Genomic DNA, 14,443 nt, shown 5'->3' on the forward strand with positions numbered 1-14,443 from the left:
AAAAATGATCAACCCGGTAATCATATTCGGAACAGGCCCCATGGGGCACCATGCGATGGAGATTTTCGAAAGCAATGGCGTGACGATATATGGGTTTTTGGAGGAGGATGCTTCCAGGCATGGCACAGAGCTCAATAGTATCTCTATTCTGGGCAGACCTGACGATGACGGTTTTCTGAAGTTGATTGGGAAGAAATGTGACGCTTTTGTGGCCAGCGACGACAACGCCTACAGAAAGTCGATGGTGAAAATGCTCAACGATAAACGGCATGTGCAGCCAGTGAATGCTGTGCACAAAAGAGCTGTGTTGGGTGTGTCTGTCTCCCTTGGTCATGGCAATATGATCAATTCAGGTGCTATCGTGGAAGGTGGAGCAACTATTGGGCAGCATTGCGTAATTCATTCAAACGCCGTGGTTGGGTCTATGGCTAAACTTGGCGACTATGTGCAGATAGGGATCGGCAGCATTGTCAACTCTAATGTAGAGATAGCCGATGAGGCATTTATAGGAAGCGGGGTAACCATAGTTGCCGGGGTGAAGATAGGCAAGAAAGCGAGGATTGGAGCAGGTTCGGTTGTTATCGCCAGTGTGAAAGACGGAGAAACAGTATTTGGAAATCCGGCGCAAGCCGTTAAATAAGTTAAAGTCAACAGCTAAAAGCTAAGAGCCAATAGCAAAAAGTAACACCTTGTTGAAGCAAGGCAGAGTTATAAAAATGAAAAATTACAGTATACTTCTTTATTACTGCTATGCCAGGATCGAGGATCCGGAGGCATTCAGAGAGCAGCACCACCTTTACTGCATCGAAAACAACCTGAAAGGCAGAATCATCATAGCCCACGAAGGGATCAACGGAACCATTAGCGGGGGCAGAGAGGATTGTCAGCGCTACATGGACGATCTGAAAGCCGACCCCAGATTCGCACACACTGACTTCAAAGTGGATCACAACGATGCCAATGCATTTGCAAAGCTGCATGTGCGTGTAAAGCCGGAGATTGTTCACTCAAGCCTCAGCCACATAGACCCCAACCAGCGCACTGGCACCTATGTGGAGCCTGCTGAGTTCAAGGAAATCTTGAAGAATAAGACAGATGATGTCGTCATTTTGGATGTCAGGTCCAACTATGAGCACTCCCTGGGTAAGTTCAAAGATGCCATCACGCTTGATATCGAAAACTTCCGTGACTTCCCTGAAAAGGTGGAAGAACTGAAGGCTTTGAAAGATAAAAAGATCGTCACCTATTGCACGGGCGGCATTAAGTGTGAAAAGGCCAGCGCCTTTTTGCTGGAGCAAGGGTTTGAGAATGTGTACCAACTCCATGGCGGCATTATCAAGTATGGCATGGAGGAAGCTACGCAGGGCGAGGACTTCGAAGGCAAGTGTTACGTGTTTGATAACAGGGTAGCTGTTGAGGTGAACAAAGTCAATCCGAAGGTAGTGTCTACCTGCTACGTTTGTGGCACTCATAGCGACCGCATGGTGAACTGCGCCAATGCAGAATGCAACCGCCACGTGCCAATTTGTGAGAAGTGCGGATGGGAGATGGAGGGAGCTTGTTCCGAAGCATGTAAGTCTCATCCCGACAAAAGGCCTTACGATGGTACTGGCTACTACCAGAAGGAAATGAATGGTTACAATCCTTACAGAGGGCTGTACAGGAAAAAAGAAGAACCGCAAGGTACAACCAGTAAGCTCTGATGGCAAGAATCCCCGAATCAGAGCTTATTCTTAATCCTGATGGTAGTGTTTACCATCTCAGCCTGAAGCCTGAGCACATTGCTGATACAATCATTGCCGTGGGAGATCCCGGCAGGGTGCATCAGGTAAGTCAGTACTTCGACTCCATAGAGTTTGAAATGAACAAGCGGGAGTTCATTACACACACTGGCTATCTCAATAAAAAGAGAGTGACTGTTATCAGCTCTGGCATTGGCACCGACAACGTAGAGATACTGTTGACCGAGCTGGACGCCCTTGTTAATATTGACCTGACTAAACGGGAGCCAAAGAAGAAACTCAAGAGCCTTAACATCATTCGTATAGGAACTTCCGGCGCTATGCAGGAAGATATCAAATTGGGAAGTTATGTTGTTTCGGAAAATGCTATTGGCTTCGACACACTTGGCTTTTTTTATCCTTACCCCCAGTCGGCCAGGGAAGCAATGATTGCAGGTAAGCTGAAAGAGGCTATCTCGTTGGAGTTCATGCCGTACATTATCAGCGGATCCGAAAAATTGATGGAGAAATACGCCTTTGACATGGTCAAGGGAAATACGGTTACAGCGCCCGGGTTTTATGCACCGCAGGGGCGGGCACTTCGCCTGCCCATCAAACACCCTAACCTGGTGGATCAGCTGATGTACTTTCACGAGGATAATTTTTGGATCACCAATTTTGAAATGGAAACCGCCGGCTATTATGGACTTTCCCGCATGATGGGACATAACATGATCAGCCTGAATGCCATTGTCGTAAACAGGGCAAAAGGTACCTTCTCAAAGAACCCCCTGAAAGTTGTGGATGGTTTGATAAAAAAAGTTCTATCCAGAATATAGCCCCAGATCGGCTAAAAGCTCACTTTTAAAAATATTTTCAATACTGGTGAAACATTTAGAAGCTTAATTGTGTATATACATGTATGTACATACATTTACATCATCAAATAACTAAAAACTTATGTTAAGCACAATTTTCACATCATTAGTACTTCTTGTCAGCAATCCTTCTGCTGATGACACAAAAGCCGTTTACAAGGTAAGCACAGTAGAAAGCAAGGTAGTCTGGACGGGCGAAAAGCTGGCCGGTACTCACACTGGCACCATCAACCTTTCTCAGGGCGACCTTCAGTTCGACGGTGATAAGCTAACAGGTGGCTCATTTACCATCGACATGAATTCAATTGTTGACACGGACCTTGAGGGTGAGTACAAAGGTAAGCTGGAAGGACATCTTAAGTCTGACGACTTCTTTGGAGTAGCCACTTACCCCACTGCAACTTTCAAGATCACCAGTGTGAAGTCAACCGGAAAAAACAAGTACGACGTATCTGGCGACATCACTATCAAAGGCACCACAGAGAAAATCACTTTTCCGGCCGAACTGGTTGTTAACGGGAGCAAAGTAACCGCTACTTCTAAAATCACGGTTGACAGATCAAAATTTAATGTGAAGTATGGCTCTAAGAGCTTCTTTGCAGAAATTGGCGACAAAGTGATTTACGATGAATTTGTACTGGACGTAACGCTTGTTGCGGCCAAGTAAGTGAACCCAGTAAATAAGTAACTAAGCCGATTCGGGAAACTGGATCGGCTTTTTTTGTTTTGGCACGCACTTTGTATTCGGTAAATTACTTTTTAGAAAACGGATTATTTAATCGACAAATAGAATGACCATGAAGAATTTTTTAATCTCGGCCTTCCTCCTGATTTCCGGGGCAGCCAGCGCTCAACAAATTGTAACAGATTTCGAGTCGCAGAAGAAGAGTATCGTGAAAATGGAGTTTTTCTCTCCGTTAACAGGCAACACCACCTTTGGGTATGAGCGGTATATAAAGGACTGGGTTTCCTGGGAAGCCAAAGTTGGAATCATTGGCTTAGGCCTCGATCCCAACGAAATTGACCCAAGTGGCGTGCTTTTCCGAGTGGGGCCAAAGTTTAAGCTCAATCCTGATTTTGTGGCTGATGGCATGAAAGGATCACACTTGCTAAGTGGAAAATATATCAGGCCAGAGATAGCCATGAGCTTTTTTACACAGGACAATATTGTGTATGATGAATTTAGTGGCAACGAGTCCAGAAACAGAGAGGATTACTCAGCTGTGGCGATTTTGTTGAACTATGGCCGCCAATATGTGCTGGCAGACATCATGAGCCTCGACTACCATGTCGGTCTGGGCTATGGGTTCAACAGTGGTGGTGAGGGAAGGTACAGCTACAGCCATGCTGCCGGCGGACGAGACTTTCCGGTGGCAGTCTCTGCCGGATTCACTATTGGTGTACTTTTGAAGTAAGACATAAGGCCTGGAAATATTGTAGCCGTCTGGTGAGTCACACTTACCGGGCGGCTATTTCTTTTTCTTACCGAGATTCCAGATGGTTTCAGCTTTTTTCCCCAATAGCCAGAAAGCCACGGCAAGGATCATGAAAAAGACGGCTTTGTGTAGCGTGTCCCAGCCGTACTCTACATAGCGGGAAAGCAGGTTGATGAGTAAAAATACAATACCAAAGTCACGGCTAAGAAAATCATCATTCTTTAGCCCGTAAATGATGGCACCGACGCTAACAGCCGCCATGAGCACGGCCCACCCCCACAGCTCTACCTGGCTAACCTGGCTCCAGATATTGAAATCGGTATGGTTACCAAAAATGGATAGAAACCAAAGAGAGGTGAATAGCTGAAACAGGCCAAATCCGTAGGTAATAGGTTGAAACAAAGAAATTTTGGTATGGCCAATCAAAAAGGAGCCTCCAACGATAAGGAAGCTGAATACCGTATACCGGAGCGGGTAGTTCATGCCCCAGAACAGACCCTCCCAATTGGTTACATAACCGGTTTCGGTGCCAAACCACGCACCAAAGGCCATCAGAAAGAAAAGCCAGATAACCTGCGAACGCAAACTGTAGGCTACCACGGCATACACGGCCGTAAGCAGAAGTATAAGCAGGGAAAAATGCCCCGACCCTGTATCAAACTGCAAGCCGAGGAAGGTGGCGGAGACAGCTGTGCTAATAACGCCCAGGATAAAAAGCGCTTCGTTGCTGTAAATCTGATCTGGCTTCTTCACCTTGCGTCGGTAGCCAAAGGCATACAATGCAAAAGCAAGAACAGCAAAAAGGAGACTTTTCACCCAGTGAGGGGCATCAATTAAATCCTCTATGAATTTGAGAATCCATTCGTCGGCGAGCAAAAGAAAAACACTGACAATGATGGAGCCAATAGCGAACAGGAAGGCGTAGAAGGCCAGCTTTTGCCAGTCGAAACCAACGGGCTGCACATCGTTAGCGAGCTTGTCAGAAGTTTTTTCATCGATAAGGCCGGAATCTTTCCAATGAGCAATAGCCTTTTTGATTATTTCAGCCTCTTTCTTGCCAGTTTGCAGCATGCTTTATGCGTTTAGCTCTGAGAGCTCAAGCCACCGGAGCTCTTTTTCTTCCAGCAAGGTATCAATTTCTTCTATTTTTGATGCCCATTCGGTAAGCTCCTCGTGTGACCCATTTCCACTGTTTAACTGGAGGATGAATCCTTTCTTCTTTTCTTCTAACTCCTTCAACTCGGCTTCAATGCCTTCCAGTTCTCTTTTCTCCTTATAAGAAAGCGCTTTTTTTTCGGTTGGCTTGGCTACCTCTTTCTGTTTTTCTTTAGGAGCAGGTTTTTCCAGCTTGGCCGCTTTCTCTGCCTGCTGCTCACGGAAGTCGGTGTAGTTGCCAGGGAAGTCGTGGATCACTCCACCGCCTTCAAACACAAACAGGTGGTCGGTGGTGCGGTCGAGGAAGTACCGGTCGTGAGACACCACCATCAGGCAACCAGGAAAACCTTCCAGGAAGTCTTCCAACACATTCAGCGTTGTGATGTCCAGGTCATTGGTAGGTTCATCGAGTATTAAGAAGTTCGGATTTTTGGCAAGGATGAGCAGGAGCTGCAGCCTTCTTTTTTCACCACCACTTAATTTTCCAATGATTTGATATTGCTTTTCAGGAGGAAACAGAAACCTTGTAAGCAATTGCGATGCAGTAATAATGGAACCGTCGGGCCCGGGATGCACTTCGGCCACTTCTTTTACAGCCTCAATTACTTTCTGGCTGTCGTTGAAAGTGAAATCTTCCTGGGTATAGTACCCAAACATGGTATTGACACCCTTGTCGGTGGTGCCAGCATTTGGAAGCTGCTTACCGGTAAGGATATTAAGAAAAGTTGTTTTACCAGCACCGTTTTTACCGACGATGCCAATCCTGTCGTTTTTCTTGAAGGTGTAGTTGAACTTGTTGAGGATGGTGAGATCGTCATAGGCATGCGACACATCCTTTAGCTCCATAATCTTTCCACCCAGTCGGCGGCCTTCTGCGTGAAGCTCCACCTTGTCCTGGCCAAGTTTTTTCGATGCAGTTTCTTTAATGCCTTCAAAAGCTTCCACTCTGTACTTAGCCTTTGTGCCCCTGGCTCTGGGTTGCTTTCTGATCCAGTCAAGCTCCTTTTTCATGAGGTTGCGTGCCTTGTCGACCACGGTCGATTCCAGGGCCTGCCGTTCTGATTTCTTTTCCAGAAAGTAGGCATAGTTGCCCTGGTAGCGGTTCATCTGTCCGCCGTCCAGCTCGAATATCAAATTGCAGACATTGTCGAGGAAGTAACGGTCGTGAGTGATGAGCAGGAGGGTAGTGTTTTGTGTAGCAAGGTGCTTTTCGAGCCATTCCACTGTCGCCAAATCCAGGTGGTTGGTAGGTTCGTCGAGCAGCAGTACATCAGGCTGTTCGATCAGTATTTTGGCCAGTGCCACTCGCTTTTTTTGGCCGCCCGACAGGGTACCCATCAGTATATCTACATCGAGTAGGCCCATTTGGCCTATTACCTGGCGCACAAAAGCCTCAAAATCCCAGGCCTGCAATTCATCCATTTTCTCAAGCACACCTTCGGGGAAATCTTTGCCGTGATGTTCCGCCTGGTACATGGCCTCTTCGTAATCACGAATGGCTCGAATCATGGGGGAATTGGCTTCGAAGAGAGTGTCTAAAATGGAGGTTTGTGGATCAAACTCAGGCTGCTGGGGCAGGTAGGATACCTTGAAGTCTTTGCGGGTAGATACTTTACCGCCGTCCGGCGCTTCCCATCCGGCAATGGTCTTAAGAAGCGTAGACTTACCGCAGCCATTTACTCCAATGATGGCAGCTTTTTCTCCCTGGCTAAGGCCAAAGGTGAGGTTGGTAAATAGAGGCTTGTCGGTGAATGACTTAGCTAAATTTTCAACGGAAATAATATTCATTGACCCTGCAGCAGTTAATTGAAATTTGATTCAGGCTGCAAAAGTACCAGTTGCAAACCACGATTAACTAATAACAGTCAACAAATAACTTTCGTGCTAGCTCTTCATTTTCTTAAAAGCCGCCTCTGCAGCGGCTCGTAGTTCACCAATAGCTTTTTCAAGATGCTCCCTTACTTCGATCCATTTGGGCTCATTCTTAGCTTTGAACGACTCAAACTCTTCCTCCAGCTTTTCTTTCTGGCCCTTGAGTTCAGCTATTTTTTCTTCGATTTCGTCAGTCAAGCCATCCTTTTTCTTTTTGCCTTCTACAATAAGCTGGTCAATTTTTTTACCAAGCTCGGAAAGCAGCGACTCTACTTTGCCTTGTTCTTCTTGCGACATATCGAAAGGATTTAGATTTATAATGGAAGGTAGAAGGATCGGATGATTTATGCAATGACTTTTACCCCTTTGCGCACGACCTTCAGTTTTACTTTGTTCACTTTGGCCCTTGCTTCGCCATCGATGTGGAGGTAGATGCCTTTTTTTGATTCAATAGTCGCCTTCTTCACCGCATACTCTTTTTGAAGTCTTGATTGATGGATCGACTTGCTGAAAAGCTGCCAAACCAGAAACGGTACGTCTAACCATTGAAATTTCTTTAACACGACGATGTTGACTTTGCCATCGTCGAGTTCTGCTTTGGGGGCAATAAAGGCATTGTTGCCAAACTGTGTGCTGTTAGCAAAGCTGACCATCATCGCCTTTTCTTTAAAAGTTTTGCCTTTGAAGGAGATTTTGATCGGACGATCTTTTGACTTGCCGAACTCTTGCAGCGTCACTTTTGCGTATGATTTTAGTCCTCTAACCTTCAGGTTCTTGAACTTGTGCGCCACTTTGGCATCGAAGCCAATACCCGCCACATTGACGAAGCTATCATCATTGATTTTTACGTAATCAATGGATCTCACCTTTCCTTTGTTAAGGGTTTGGAAAGCTCCTTCGATGTTCATGGGGATGTTGAGTGTTCTTGCGAGCCCATTGCCAGAGCCAGAAGGAACCACGCCAAACCATTTCTTGCTGTCCAGCACACCTTTGAAAACCTCGTTCACGGTACCGTCCCCCCCCACTGCGATAAAGCCATCAAATTCTGCAATTCTTTTCTGAATTGTTTCGGTGCCGTCACCAGCATGTCTGGTTACATGCATTTCGTAGTCGAACCTCTCGTGATCCAACCACTTACTAATGAGGGCTTCTTCAAACTTGTGGGTGCGGGTGCCAGCGGTGGGATTGACGATGAAAAGGATTTTCTTTTTCCTGGGCATTTTACTCTTTGAAAAGTGGCACAAAGGTAAACCTTTCGCCATCAAAAAGTCCCTGGTCACTTAACTTTAACATAGGGATAACAAGCAGTGCCATAAAGGATAATGTCATGAAAGGCGCTGACAAAGTGGAGCCCAACTCTTTGGCCATCAGGTCAATCTCCTGGTATTTATTTCCAACAGTGTAGCCGTCTTCTTTTGCCATCAATCCAGCGACGGGTAATGGTAGTACCTTTTGCTTTCCCTTTCCGATAGCAGCTATTCCGCCTTTGTTCTCAACTAGCAGGTTGACTGTTTCGCAAATGGCTTCGTTGGAAACGCCGATGGCCAGAATATTGTGCGAGTCGTGCCCGACGGTGGAGGCAATGGCGCCTTCTTTCAGCCCAAAGTTGCGGATGTAGGCGATAGCAGGCGGCTGATCGCTGTAGCGGTTGATGACCGCAAATTTCAACACATCATGTTCGATGGATGTTTGTGAATCCGAATCCAGTAGGCTTGCATCAAACCAGCTTTCTCTGGTGATGAGCTGGCCGTCGAGAGCATCGATAACTCTTACTTGCGAACCACCCATTTTTAGGTAGAAGTCACTTGGTTTCTTGGGCTGGCAATTGAACTGGTTGATGGGCGAGCAAGGCTTGGTTACAAAAAGGGCTTTCCCATGTTCGGCTACTTTTTGCCCATCGGTCCATGTCTCCAAAACGTTAAAGGTTTCAATGCTGCCTATCACAATAAAATCGGCGGGGTCGCCCTTTTGCAGCAGACCAACATTCAATCCGTAATGCCTGACGGGGTTGATGCATGCTACCTGCAACACATCGAAAAGGTCGTGCCCTTTTTTTAACGCTCGCACGACTAGTTGATTGATATGGCCTTCAATCAGGTTGTCTGGATGCTTATCGTCGGAGCAGAACATCAGCTGATCGGCATGATCCTTCATTAGTGGGATTAACGCCTCAAAGTTTTTTGCAGCACTGCCCTCCCGAATGAGTATTTTCATGCCGTGCTTCAGCTTGTTCAGAGCTTCTTCAATAGTGAAGCATTCGTGGTCGGTGCTGATACCTGCCGAGATGTAGGTAGCAGCTTGCTCTCCTTTGAGTCCGGGCGCATGCCCATCCACAGGCTTGCCATGCTTTTGTGCTACTTTGATTTTGTCCATCACCAGCGCATCCCTGTGCAGCACCCCCGGCCAGTTCATCATTTCAGCAAGGTATTTGATCTCAGGTTTAGAAAGCAGATAATCAATATCCTCAGCGGTGATGATGGCTCCTGCTGTTTCGAACGGAGTGGCTGGCACGCAGGAGGGTGCGCCGAAGTTGAACTTCAGTGGAACGGTCTTAGCATTCTCGATCATGAACTCAACGCCGGCTACACCCAGCACATTGCCAATCTCATGTGGATCGGATACTGTGGCGACTGTGCCATGTGTAACGGCCATCTTCGCAAATTCTGACGGGACGAGCATCGAGCTTTCAATGTGCACATGCGCATCGACAAAGCCGGGAAGAATGAACCTTGGCGGAGCGTCTTTTAACTCGTCAACGCTTTTTATGACGCCTGCTTCTATGGTGAGTCTGCCGGGGTAGATTCTTTTGTTCTCAATGTCAATTATTTGCCCTTCCATTTTGTCTCTACTTGGATTTATAGGATTGAAAGATGATAAGATTAGTATTTTAGTTACCTGTAATTATTTGAATCCAAACTTTATCAGAAGCCATGATTTACGAAGAACTCACACATCGGATAATTGGGTGCGCAATGAAGGTACATACCTTTCTAGGAAACGTTTTTCACGGTTCGCCGTTGCGAGAGGTAATATACCAAAGAGCCCTTGCAATCGAAATGGAAAAGCAAGGTCTTGGGTATGCAAGAGAGATGGAAATGACCATCTATTATGAAGGAATTGATATTGGGACTCGCAGAGTGGACTTTTTCGTTGAAGATAAGATCATGGTTGAGTTGAAAGCGGTGATCGAATTGAACGATAATCATCTTAACCAATGCAGAAACTACCTGGAAGCTTACAATTTACCTGTTGGGCTCTTAATCAATTTTGGTAGCCGCAGTCTTCAATATAAGAGAATCTATAATACCAAACACCCAGATGTTAAGGCTAAGCAGTAACTATCGAAGCATTTCCTGACCTTACTCGAAAATCCTAAAATCCTTTCATCCAAGGAATCCTAGTAAAGACAGGAAATGATTAATTCGACCACACATTCAAGTTGTGTTAAAATATCGTTTCAGCCCTCAATACGTCAAAACAATTGACGGATCCACTGGCCACCTCCCAAATGATTTACCGTAAACGGCCACACCACCTTCGCCCTCTGTTCTTATTTCTACTGTTATTTTTCCGGTCTTGGCGGCGTCTTTTAGCATTCTCTTTGAAACTGGTACCTTAGTCAGGTAGCCATAAGAGCCAGCCTCTCTCAGTTTTTTGTCTTGTAGCTGGTGGTGCCAGCTCAAGATGCCTTTGTGATCCGCTGGGTCGTCGGCGAGGGTCGTCGTTTGCACCTTGGTGCCGTTTACCCAAATGGAGACGGTAGATGGAAACATCGTTTCGTCAGTCATAGGGTAGGAGTTGGGGTTGGCGCTCGGCTCAGCTCTGGCACCCAGCATATAGTCTTTACCCGCCTCGAATTTTTCCTTGTCCTTGGCGAAAAGCTCCTTGGCAGATATTTCTACCAGAAAGTAAGCTTCTTTTGCTTTTGCTGTCTCTGTACCGCTTAGGTCAAAAGTGTATTCGAAGCTGCCTTTGCCAGCGCCATTCACCTTTAGCCCATCCAGTACATTCCACTGTTTTTTACTCCAGTCAGCCTTGGTGAAAGAAGCCGGAGAAACACTGATCACCTCTGTTTTTGCCAACTTGTCGGTTCCGGTTACTTCGAAAGCTGTAAAATTGCGGTGCACCACTTTGCCACTCATGTCTTCCAGTCTCAATTTGAGGATAGACAAGCCAGCTGTTGAAGGCATTGTCACTTCTATTGGGGCAGGTGTCGATTGAATATATGGCTTGTAGTCCACCAATTGGCTGCCTTGTTTGAAAGTTGATGTTTCGCCGAGGTAGTTGGTGTGGGTCAGCTCGTACACGATTTTTAGCTGGCTCCCCATTTCCTGGGCGCTCATGGACGATAAGTAGAGCGGCACGCTGACTGTTGCTCCGCCCTTTACTGTTTTGCTGATTTCATTTCCGGTAGAAAGATAAACCAGGGAATGAAAGTCGTTGGTGGTCATTCCTTCAACAATCTCACCTAACCCTGTTTTCTTTTCCGTCCTGTCAAACCGCCAGTAGCCGTTCCACTCGTTGATCACATCATGGTGCTCGGTATACAGCCAGCCCGACATGAAGGGGTATTTGCGGAAGGTGTTCATCATGCGGTGGTAGTCCCACGTCCAGTCCACGTCGCCGGTGCTGCCATCGTAGCCCCACACGTTACCACATTCTGAGTTGATATTGGGCTGATTGCCTTGCTTGAACCCGTCTTCAAAATCATAGGTGCTGCCTGGGTAGGTATTTTTCTCCAGATTGGCCATAAAAGCCTCCCATTCCCATCCGGGAAGATAGCTGTGCCAGGAGTTGATATCCGTTTCTGTATGGCCTGCGCCGCAGCAGATGGAGTTGTCTTCTACCAACCGACTTCCATCCAGCGACTTGGTCAGGTAATACATGGAGGCCACCCATTTTTGTGTTCTAGGCAAGTATTTGTTTTCCTTTTTGCCATCGACTTCTACGGCGGTTCTCAACCCCCATGTTTCGTTGAAAACTATCCATGAAAAAATCGCTGGGTGGTTGTAGTCTCTCTTGATCATTTCCCGAAGGGTATACTCGGCTTCGGCTTGCATTTTCTCTTCTGGCTCTCCCCAGCTGTTAGGTAAGTCGGCCATGACGAGCAAGCCCAGCTTATCTGCCCAATACAGTTTGCGGGGCACTTCGGCTTTGATATGAACACGGATGCCGTTAAGTCCAATGGACTTGCTTCGCTCAATTTCTTCCCGCATAAACTGGTCGGAAGGGAATGTGTAAAAACCATCAGGGTGATAAGATTGATCTAACGTGAGTTGAACGTAGATGGGGTTGTTGTTCAGGGCGATGTAGGGATAGTCAGTGCCCGGAAGGTTCACTACAGAAATCTTGCGCATACCGAAGTAGGTGCTCACTTTGTCATCTCCTAGCGTTGCTTCGGCGGTATAAAGGAAGGGATCCTCAAGGCTCCAAAGGTGAGCGTTTGGAATATTGATACTGAAACGTACTTTGTTTTTTCCTTTGGTAATAGTTGCATCCTGCGAGATCGGGGTTGGTGCCCCTTTAATTACCACGTTTACTTTGATGTCTTCTGTTGCGTCATCTGGTAAATAGGCCGTTACGTCAACTTTGTTGTTGTCGATATCGGGGGTGAAATGAACGGCTTCCAGGTAGTTATTTCCTCTGGCCTCCAGATAAACGGTTTGCCATAGACCTCTGGCATTGCCGTAACCTTGCTTGCCATACAAAGTAAAATCTCTGCGAATGTCGTCTACCCGGATAACGAGCTTTTGAGCTTCCCCGTAGTTGACATAAGGTGTTAGGTCAAACGAAAAAGGAGTGTAGCCGCCCTGATGACTACCCAACTTTTGCCCATCGAGCCAAACAGTGGTTTCCCAGTCGGAGGCGCCTATGGTCACGAAAGTTTTTTTACCCTTCCAGCTTGGGTCAACGGTGATCTCTCTTTTGTACCAGGCGATGTCCGCTTCGTCCTTTACACCAGAAAGGGTGGAGCCCCATGGAAATGGAACAAGGATGGTTTTGTCGAAACTGGTATTGCCTGTGCTCCAGCTCTTCGTGAGGCCTTCATCGTCAGCATCAAATTTAAATTCCCAAACACCATTGAGGTTTTTCCAATCGGCTCTTTCAAAGTCAGGCCTGGGATGCTCCGGCAGCGGAATCATCTGCGAAAAAGCAAAGAATGAAAAGAGTGTGCCGAGGCAGGTAAATAATAAGGATTTCATAACTGAGTAGGTAAAGTGTTCAACCCTAAAACTATGTTTTAAGGAGTCCTTTTACAAATGAAAATTGGAGAGCGGTTCAATGTATTTAGAGCAGCGCTGCAAGAAGCTGCAAGCAACCAAACGAAATTAGTTTTTCAGGCCTTGAAAAAAGGCATACTCTGAATATAGTTAAGTATTTGTATTGAAAATTATTTATAATAGCTGTTAATAATTTAATTACTATTTATAAAGTAAAGTAAAAATTACTTTCGTAACGAACTATAGCAATGGACAACACGGATTTAAGAATACTGGATGAGCTGGCTGCCAATTCACGAATAACCGGGGCGGAGATAGCCAGGAAGATTCACTTGTCGCTGCCGGCTGTGACGGAGCGCCTTAGGAAGCTGGATAAGTCGGGGGTGATCGAACAGTATACGATCAGGTTCAGTAGAGAGCGGTTGGGCCTCAAGTTGCTTGCCTTTGTGCAGGTATGGCTGGAGCATGCTGGGGCCTCCAAAGCTAAGGAGTACCTTGTGAGCCTGCCACAGGTTCTGGAGTGCCATCACATTGCTGGCGATTATGACTTATTGTTAAAGGTGTTGGTGAAAGACACAGGTGAGTTGGAGGAGCTACTTTCTAACCGAATCAAAGGGAGCCCGGCCGTGACGAGAACAAGCACAACCATTGTGATGAGTACTTATAAAGAAGACATCAACATCAGATCAAAATAGAAGATGACTTACAGTGAAGCAGAACAATTAGTCAAAGGGTTTGAAGAAGGTACCTGGCCTTCATCGGAGTGGACGCACTTTGCTCATTTTGTGATGGCGTTGTGGTATACTTACCACCATCCGATAGCGGAAGCAAGAAAGCTGATCAAGGAAGGCATCAAAAAATACAACGAAGCTGTTGGAGGCAAAAACACCGAAAACTCCGGCTATCATGAAACCATCACGGAGCTGTATATTCAAATTGTAATAGGCTATCAGTTGAGTTTTACCCGTGAGTATGACTTCGATGCTTTGTTGTCGAACCTGGAAGCACAGCCCTTCATTCAAAAGGAATTTCCTTTCAGTTTTTACTCTAAAGAATTGCTGATGAGCAAAGAGGCTAGGGCAGGATGGGTGGAACCTGATGTAAGACCCATAACCTTATTTGACACCGAAGGCAAAATGCTGAACGCTGCCTCCTAAAGC

The 14,443-nt window shown here is 46.3% G+C and carries 14 protein-coding genes; 8 read left to right on the forward strand and 6 right to left on the reverse strand.

What is annotated here, in order from left to right:
* The first annotated feature begins 4 nt into the window (after window positions 1-4).
* The 5 genes from RT717_RS03120 to RT717_RS03140 all read left to right on the forward strand — a co-directional run bounded on the left by RT717_RS03120 (window position 5) and on the right by RT717_RS03140 (window position 4,014).
* A complete protein-coding gene (locus tag RT717_RS03120; RefSeq protein WP_317490284.1) occupies window positions 5-640 on the forward strand; it encodes a NeuD/PglB/VioB family sugar acetyltransferase in 636 nt (211 codons plus the stop codon).
* A 76-nt stretch (window positions 641-716) separates the two neighbouring features.
* The gene (trhO, locus tag RT717_RS03125; RefSeq protein ID WP_317490285.1) at window positions 717-1,703 is read left to right on the forward strand and encodes an oxygen-dependent tRNA uridine(34) hydroxylase TrhO; all 987 of its coding nucleotides are present in this window, start codon (window positions 717-719) and stop codon (window positions 1,701-1,703) included.
* Window positions 1,703-2,560, forward strand: coding sequence for a nucleoside phosphorylase (locus RT717_RS03130; protein WP_317490286.1), 858 nt, complete (start codon window positions 1,703-1,705; stop codon window positions 2,558-2,560). The genes trhO and RT717_RS03130 overlap by 1 nt, the downstream gene beginning before the upstream one ends.
* Window positions 2,561-2,681: 121 nt before the next feature.
* Window positions 2,682-3,266 (forward strand): YceI family protein, encoded by a 585-nt coding sequence (locus RT717_RS03135; protein ID WP_317490287.1) that lies wholly within the window; start codon window positions 2,682-2,684, stop codon window positions 3,264-3,266.
* 130 nt (window positions 3,267-3,396) lie between these two features.
* The gene (locus tag RT717_RS03140) at window positions 3,397-4,014 is read left to right on the forward strand and encodes a hypothetical protein (protein WP_317490288.1); all 618 of its coding nucleotides are present in this window, start codon (window positions 3,397-3,399) and stop codon (window positions 4,012-4,014) included.
* Window positions 4,015-4,068: 54 nt separating this feature from the next.
* On the opposite strand, the gene RT717_RS03145 is transcribed toward RT717_RS03140, so the two are convergent.
* The 5 genes from RT717_RS03145 to ade all read right to left on the reverse strand — a co-directional run bounded on the left by RT717_RS03145 (window position 4,069) and on the right by ade (window position 9,900).
* On the reverse strand, window positions 4,069-5,106 hold the full coding sequence (locus RT717_RS03145) for a hypothetical protein (RefSeq protein WP_317490289.1): 1,038 nt from the start codon (window positions 5,104-5,106) through the stop codon (window positions 4,069-4,071).
* A 3-nt stretch (window positions 5,107-5,109) separates the two neighbouring features.
* Window positions 5,110-6,978, reverse strand: coding sequence for an ABC-F family ATP-binding cassette domain-containing protein (locus RT717_RS03150; protein WP_317490290.1), 1,869 nt, complete (start codon window positions 6,976-6,978; stop codon window positions 5,110-5,112).
* A 96-nt stretch (window positions 6,979-7,074) separates the two neighbouring features.
* Window positions 7,075-7,359 (reverse strand): sll1863 family stress response protein, encoded by a 285-nt coding sequence (locus tag RT717_RS03155; RefSeq protein ID WP_317490291.1) that lies wholly within the window; start codon window positions 7,357-7,359, stop codon window positions 7,075-7,077.
* A gap of 47 nt (window positions 7,360-7,406) precedes the next feature.
* On the reverse strand, window positions 7,407-8,282 hold the full coding sequence (locus RT717_RS03160) for a diacylglycerol/lipid kinase family protein (protein WP_317490292.1): 876 nt from the start codon (window positions 8,280-8,282) through the stop codon (window positions 7,407-7,409).
* A gap of 1 nt (window position 8,283) precedes the next feature.
* Window positions 8,284-9,900 carry an adenine deaminase gene (gene ade / locus RT717_RS03165; RefSeq protein WP_317490293.1) on the reverse strand — a complete coding sequence of 539 codons (1,617 nt, stop codon included), beginning with the start codon at window positions 9,898-9,900 and terminating at the stop codon, window positions 8,284-8,286.
* 92 nt (window positions 9,901-9,992) lie between these two features.
* Here ade and RT717_RS03170 point away from each other — a divergent pair, with 92 nt between their 5' ends.
* Window positions 9,993-10,400 (forward strand): GxxExxY protein, encoded by a 408-nt coding sequence (locus RT717_RS03170; protein WP_317490294.1) that lies wholly within the window; start codon window positions 9,993-9,995, stop codon window positions 10,398-10,400.
* 126 nt (window positions 10,401-10,526) lie between these two features.
* Here RT717_RS03170 and RT717_RS03175 read toward each other — a convergent pair whose 3' ends face one another.
* Complete coding sequence (locus tag RT717_RS03175; protein ID WP_317490295.1) at window positions 10,527-13,265, reverse strand: glycoside hydrolase family 2 protein; 2,739 nt, start codon at window positions 13,263-13,265, stop codon at window positions 10,527-10,529.
* Window positions 13,266-13,531: 266 nt separating this feature from the next.
* Here RT717_RS03175 and RT717_RS03180 point away from each other — a divergent pair, with 266 nt between their 5' ends.
* Both RT717_RS03180 and RT717_RS03185 read left to right on the forward strand, forming a co-directional pair.
* Entirely contained in the window at window positions 13,532-13,978 is a 447-nt protein-coding gene (locus RT717_RS03180; RefSeq protein ID WP_317490296.1) for an Lrp/AsnC family transcriptional regulator, read from the forward strand.
* Window positions 13,979-13,981: 3 nt separating this feature from the next.
* Entirely contained in the window at window positions 13,982-14,440 is a 459-nt protein-coding gene (locus RT717_RS03185) for a hypothetical protein (protein WP_317490297.1), read from the forward strand.
* Window positions 14,441-14,443 lie beyond the last annotated feature (3 nt).

The organism is Imperialibacter roseus (genome assembly GCF_032999765.1).
Lineage (GTDB): Bacteria > Bacteroidota > Bacteroidia > Cytophagales > Cyclobacteriaceae > Imperialibacter > Imperialibacter roseus.

Excerpts from the sequence above, each read along its gene's own strand:
- RT717_RS03120 (WP_317490284.1), top strand. The coding sequence starts at position 5 with ATGATCAACCCGGTAATCATATTCGGAACAGGCCCCATGGGGCACCAT.
- trhO (WP_317490285.1), top strand. The coding sequence starts at position 717 with ATGAAAAATTACAGTATACTTCTTTATTACTGCTATGCCAGGATCGAG.
- RT717_RS03130 (WP_317490286.1), top strand. The coding sequence starts at position 1,703 with ATGGCAAGAATCCCCGAATCAGAGCTTATTCTTAATCCTGATGGTAGT.
- RT717_RS03135 (WP_317490287.1), top strand. The coding sequence starts at position 2,682 with ATGTTAAGCACAATTTTCACATCATTAGTACTTCTTGTCAGCAATCCT.
- RT717_RS03140 (WP_317490288.1), top strand. The coding sequence starts at position 3,397 with ATGAAGAATTTTTTAATCTCGGCCTTCCTCCTGATTTCCGGGGCAGCC.
- RT717_RS03145 (WP_317490289.1), bottom strand. The coding sequence starts at position 5,106 with ATGCTGCAAACTGGCAAGAAAGAGGCTGAAATAATCAAAAAGGCTATT.
- RT717_RS03150 (WP_317490290.1), bottom strand. The coding sequence starts at position 6,978 with ATGAATATTATTTCCGTTGAAAATTTAGCTAAGTCATTCACCGACAAG.
- RT717_RS03155 (WP_317490291.1), bottom strand. The coding sequence starts at position 7,359 with ATGTCGCAAGAAGAACAAGGCAAAGTAGAGTCGCTGCTTTCCGAGCTT.
- RT717_RS03160 (WP_317490292.1), bottom strand. The coding sequence starts at position 8,282 with ATGCCCAGGAAAAAGAAAATCCTTTTCATCGTCAATCCCACCGCTGGC.
- ade (WP_317490293.1), bottom strand. The coding sequence starts at position 9,900 with ATGGAAGGGCAAATAATTGACATTGAGAACAAAAGAATCTACCCCGGC.
- RT717_RS03170 (WP_317490294.1), top strand. The coding sequence starts at position 9,993 with ATGATTTACGAAGAACTCACACATCGGATAATTGGGTGCGCAATGAAG.
- RT717_RS03175 (WP_317490295.1), bottom strand. The coding sequence starts at position 13,265 with ATGAAATCCTTATTATTTACCTGCCTCGGCACACTCTTTTCATTCTTT.
- RT717_RS03180 (WP_317490296.1), top strand. The coding sequence starts at position 13,532 with ATGGACAACACGGATTTAAGAATACTGGATGAGCTGGCTGCCAATTCA.
- RT717_RS03185 (WP_317490297.1), top strand. The coding sequence starts at position 13,982 with ATGACTTACAGTGAAGCAGAACAATTAGTCAAAGGGTTTGAAGAAGGT.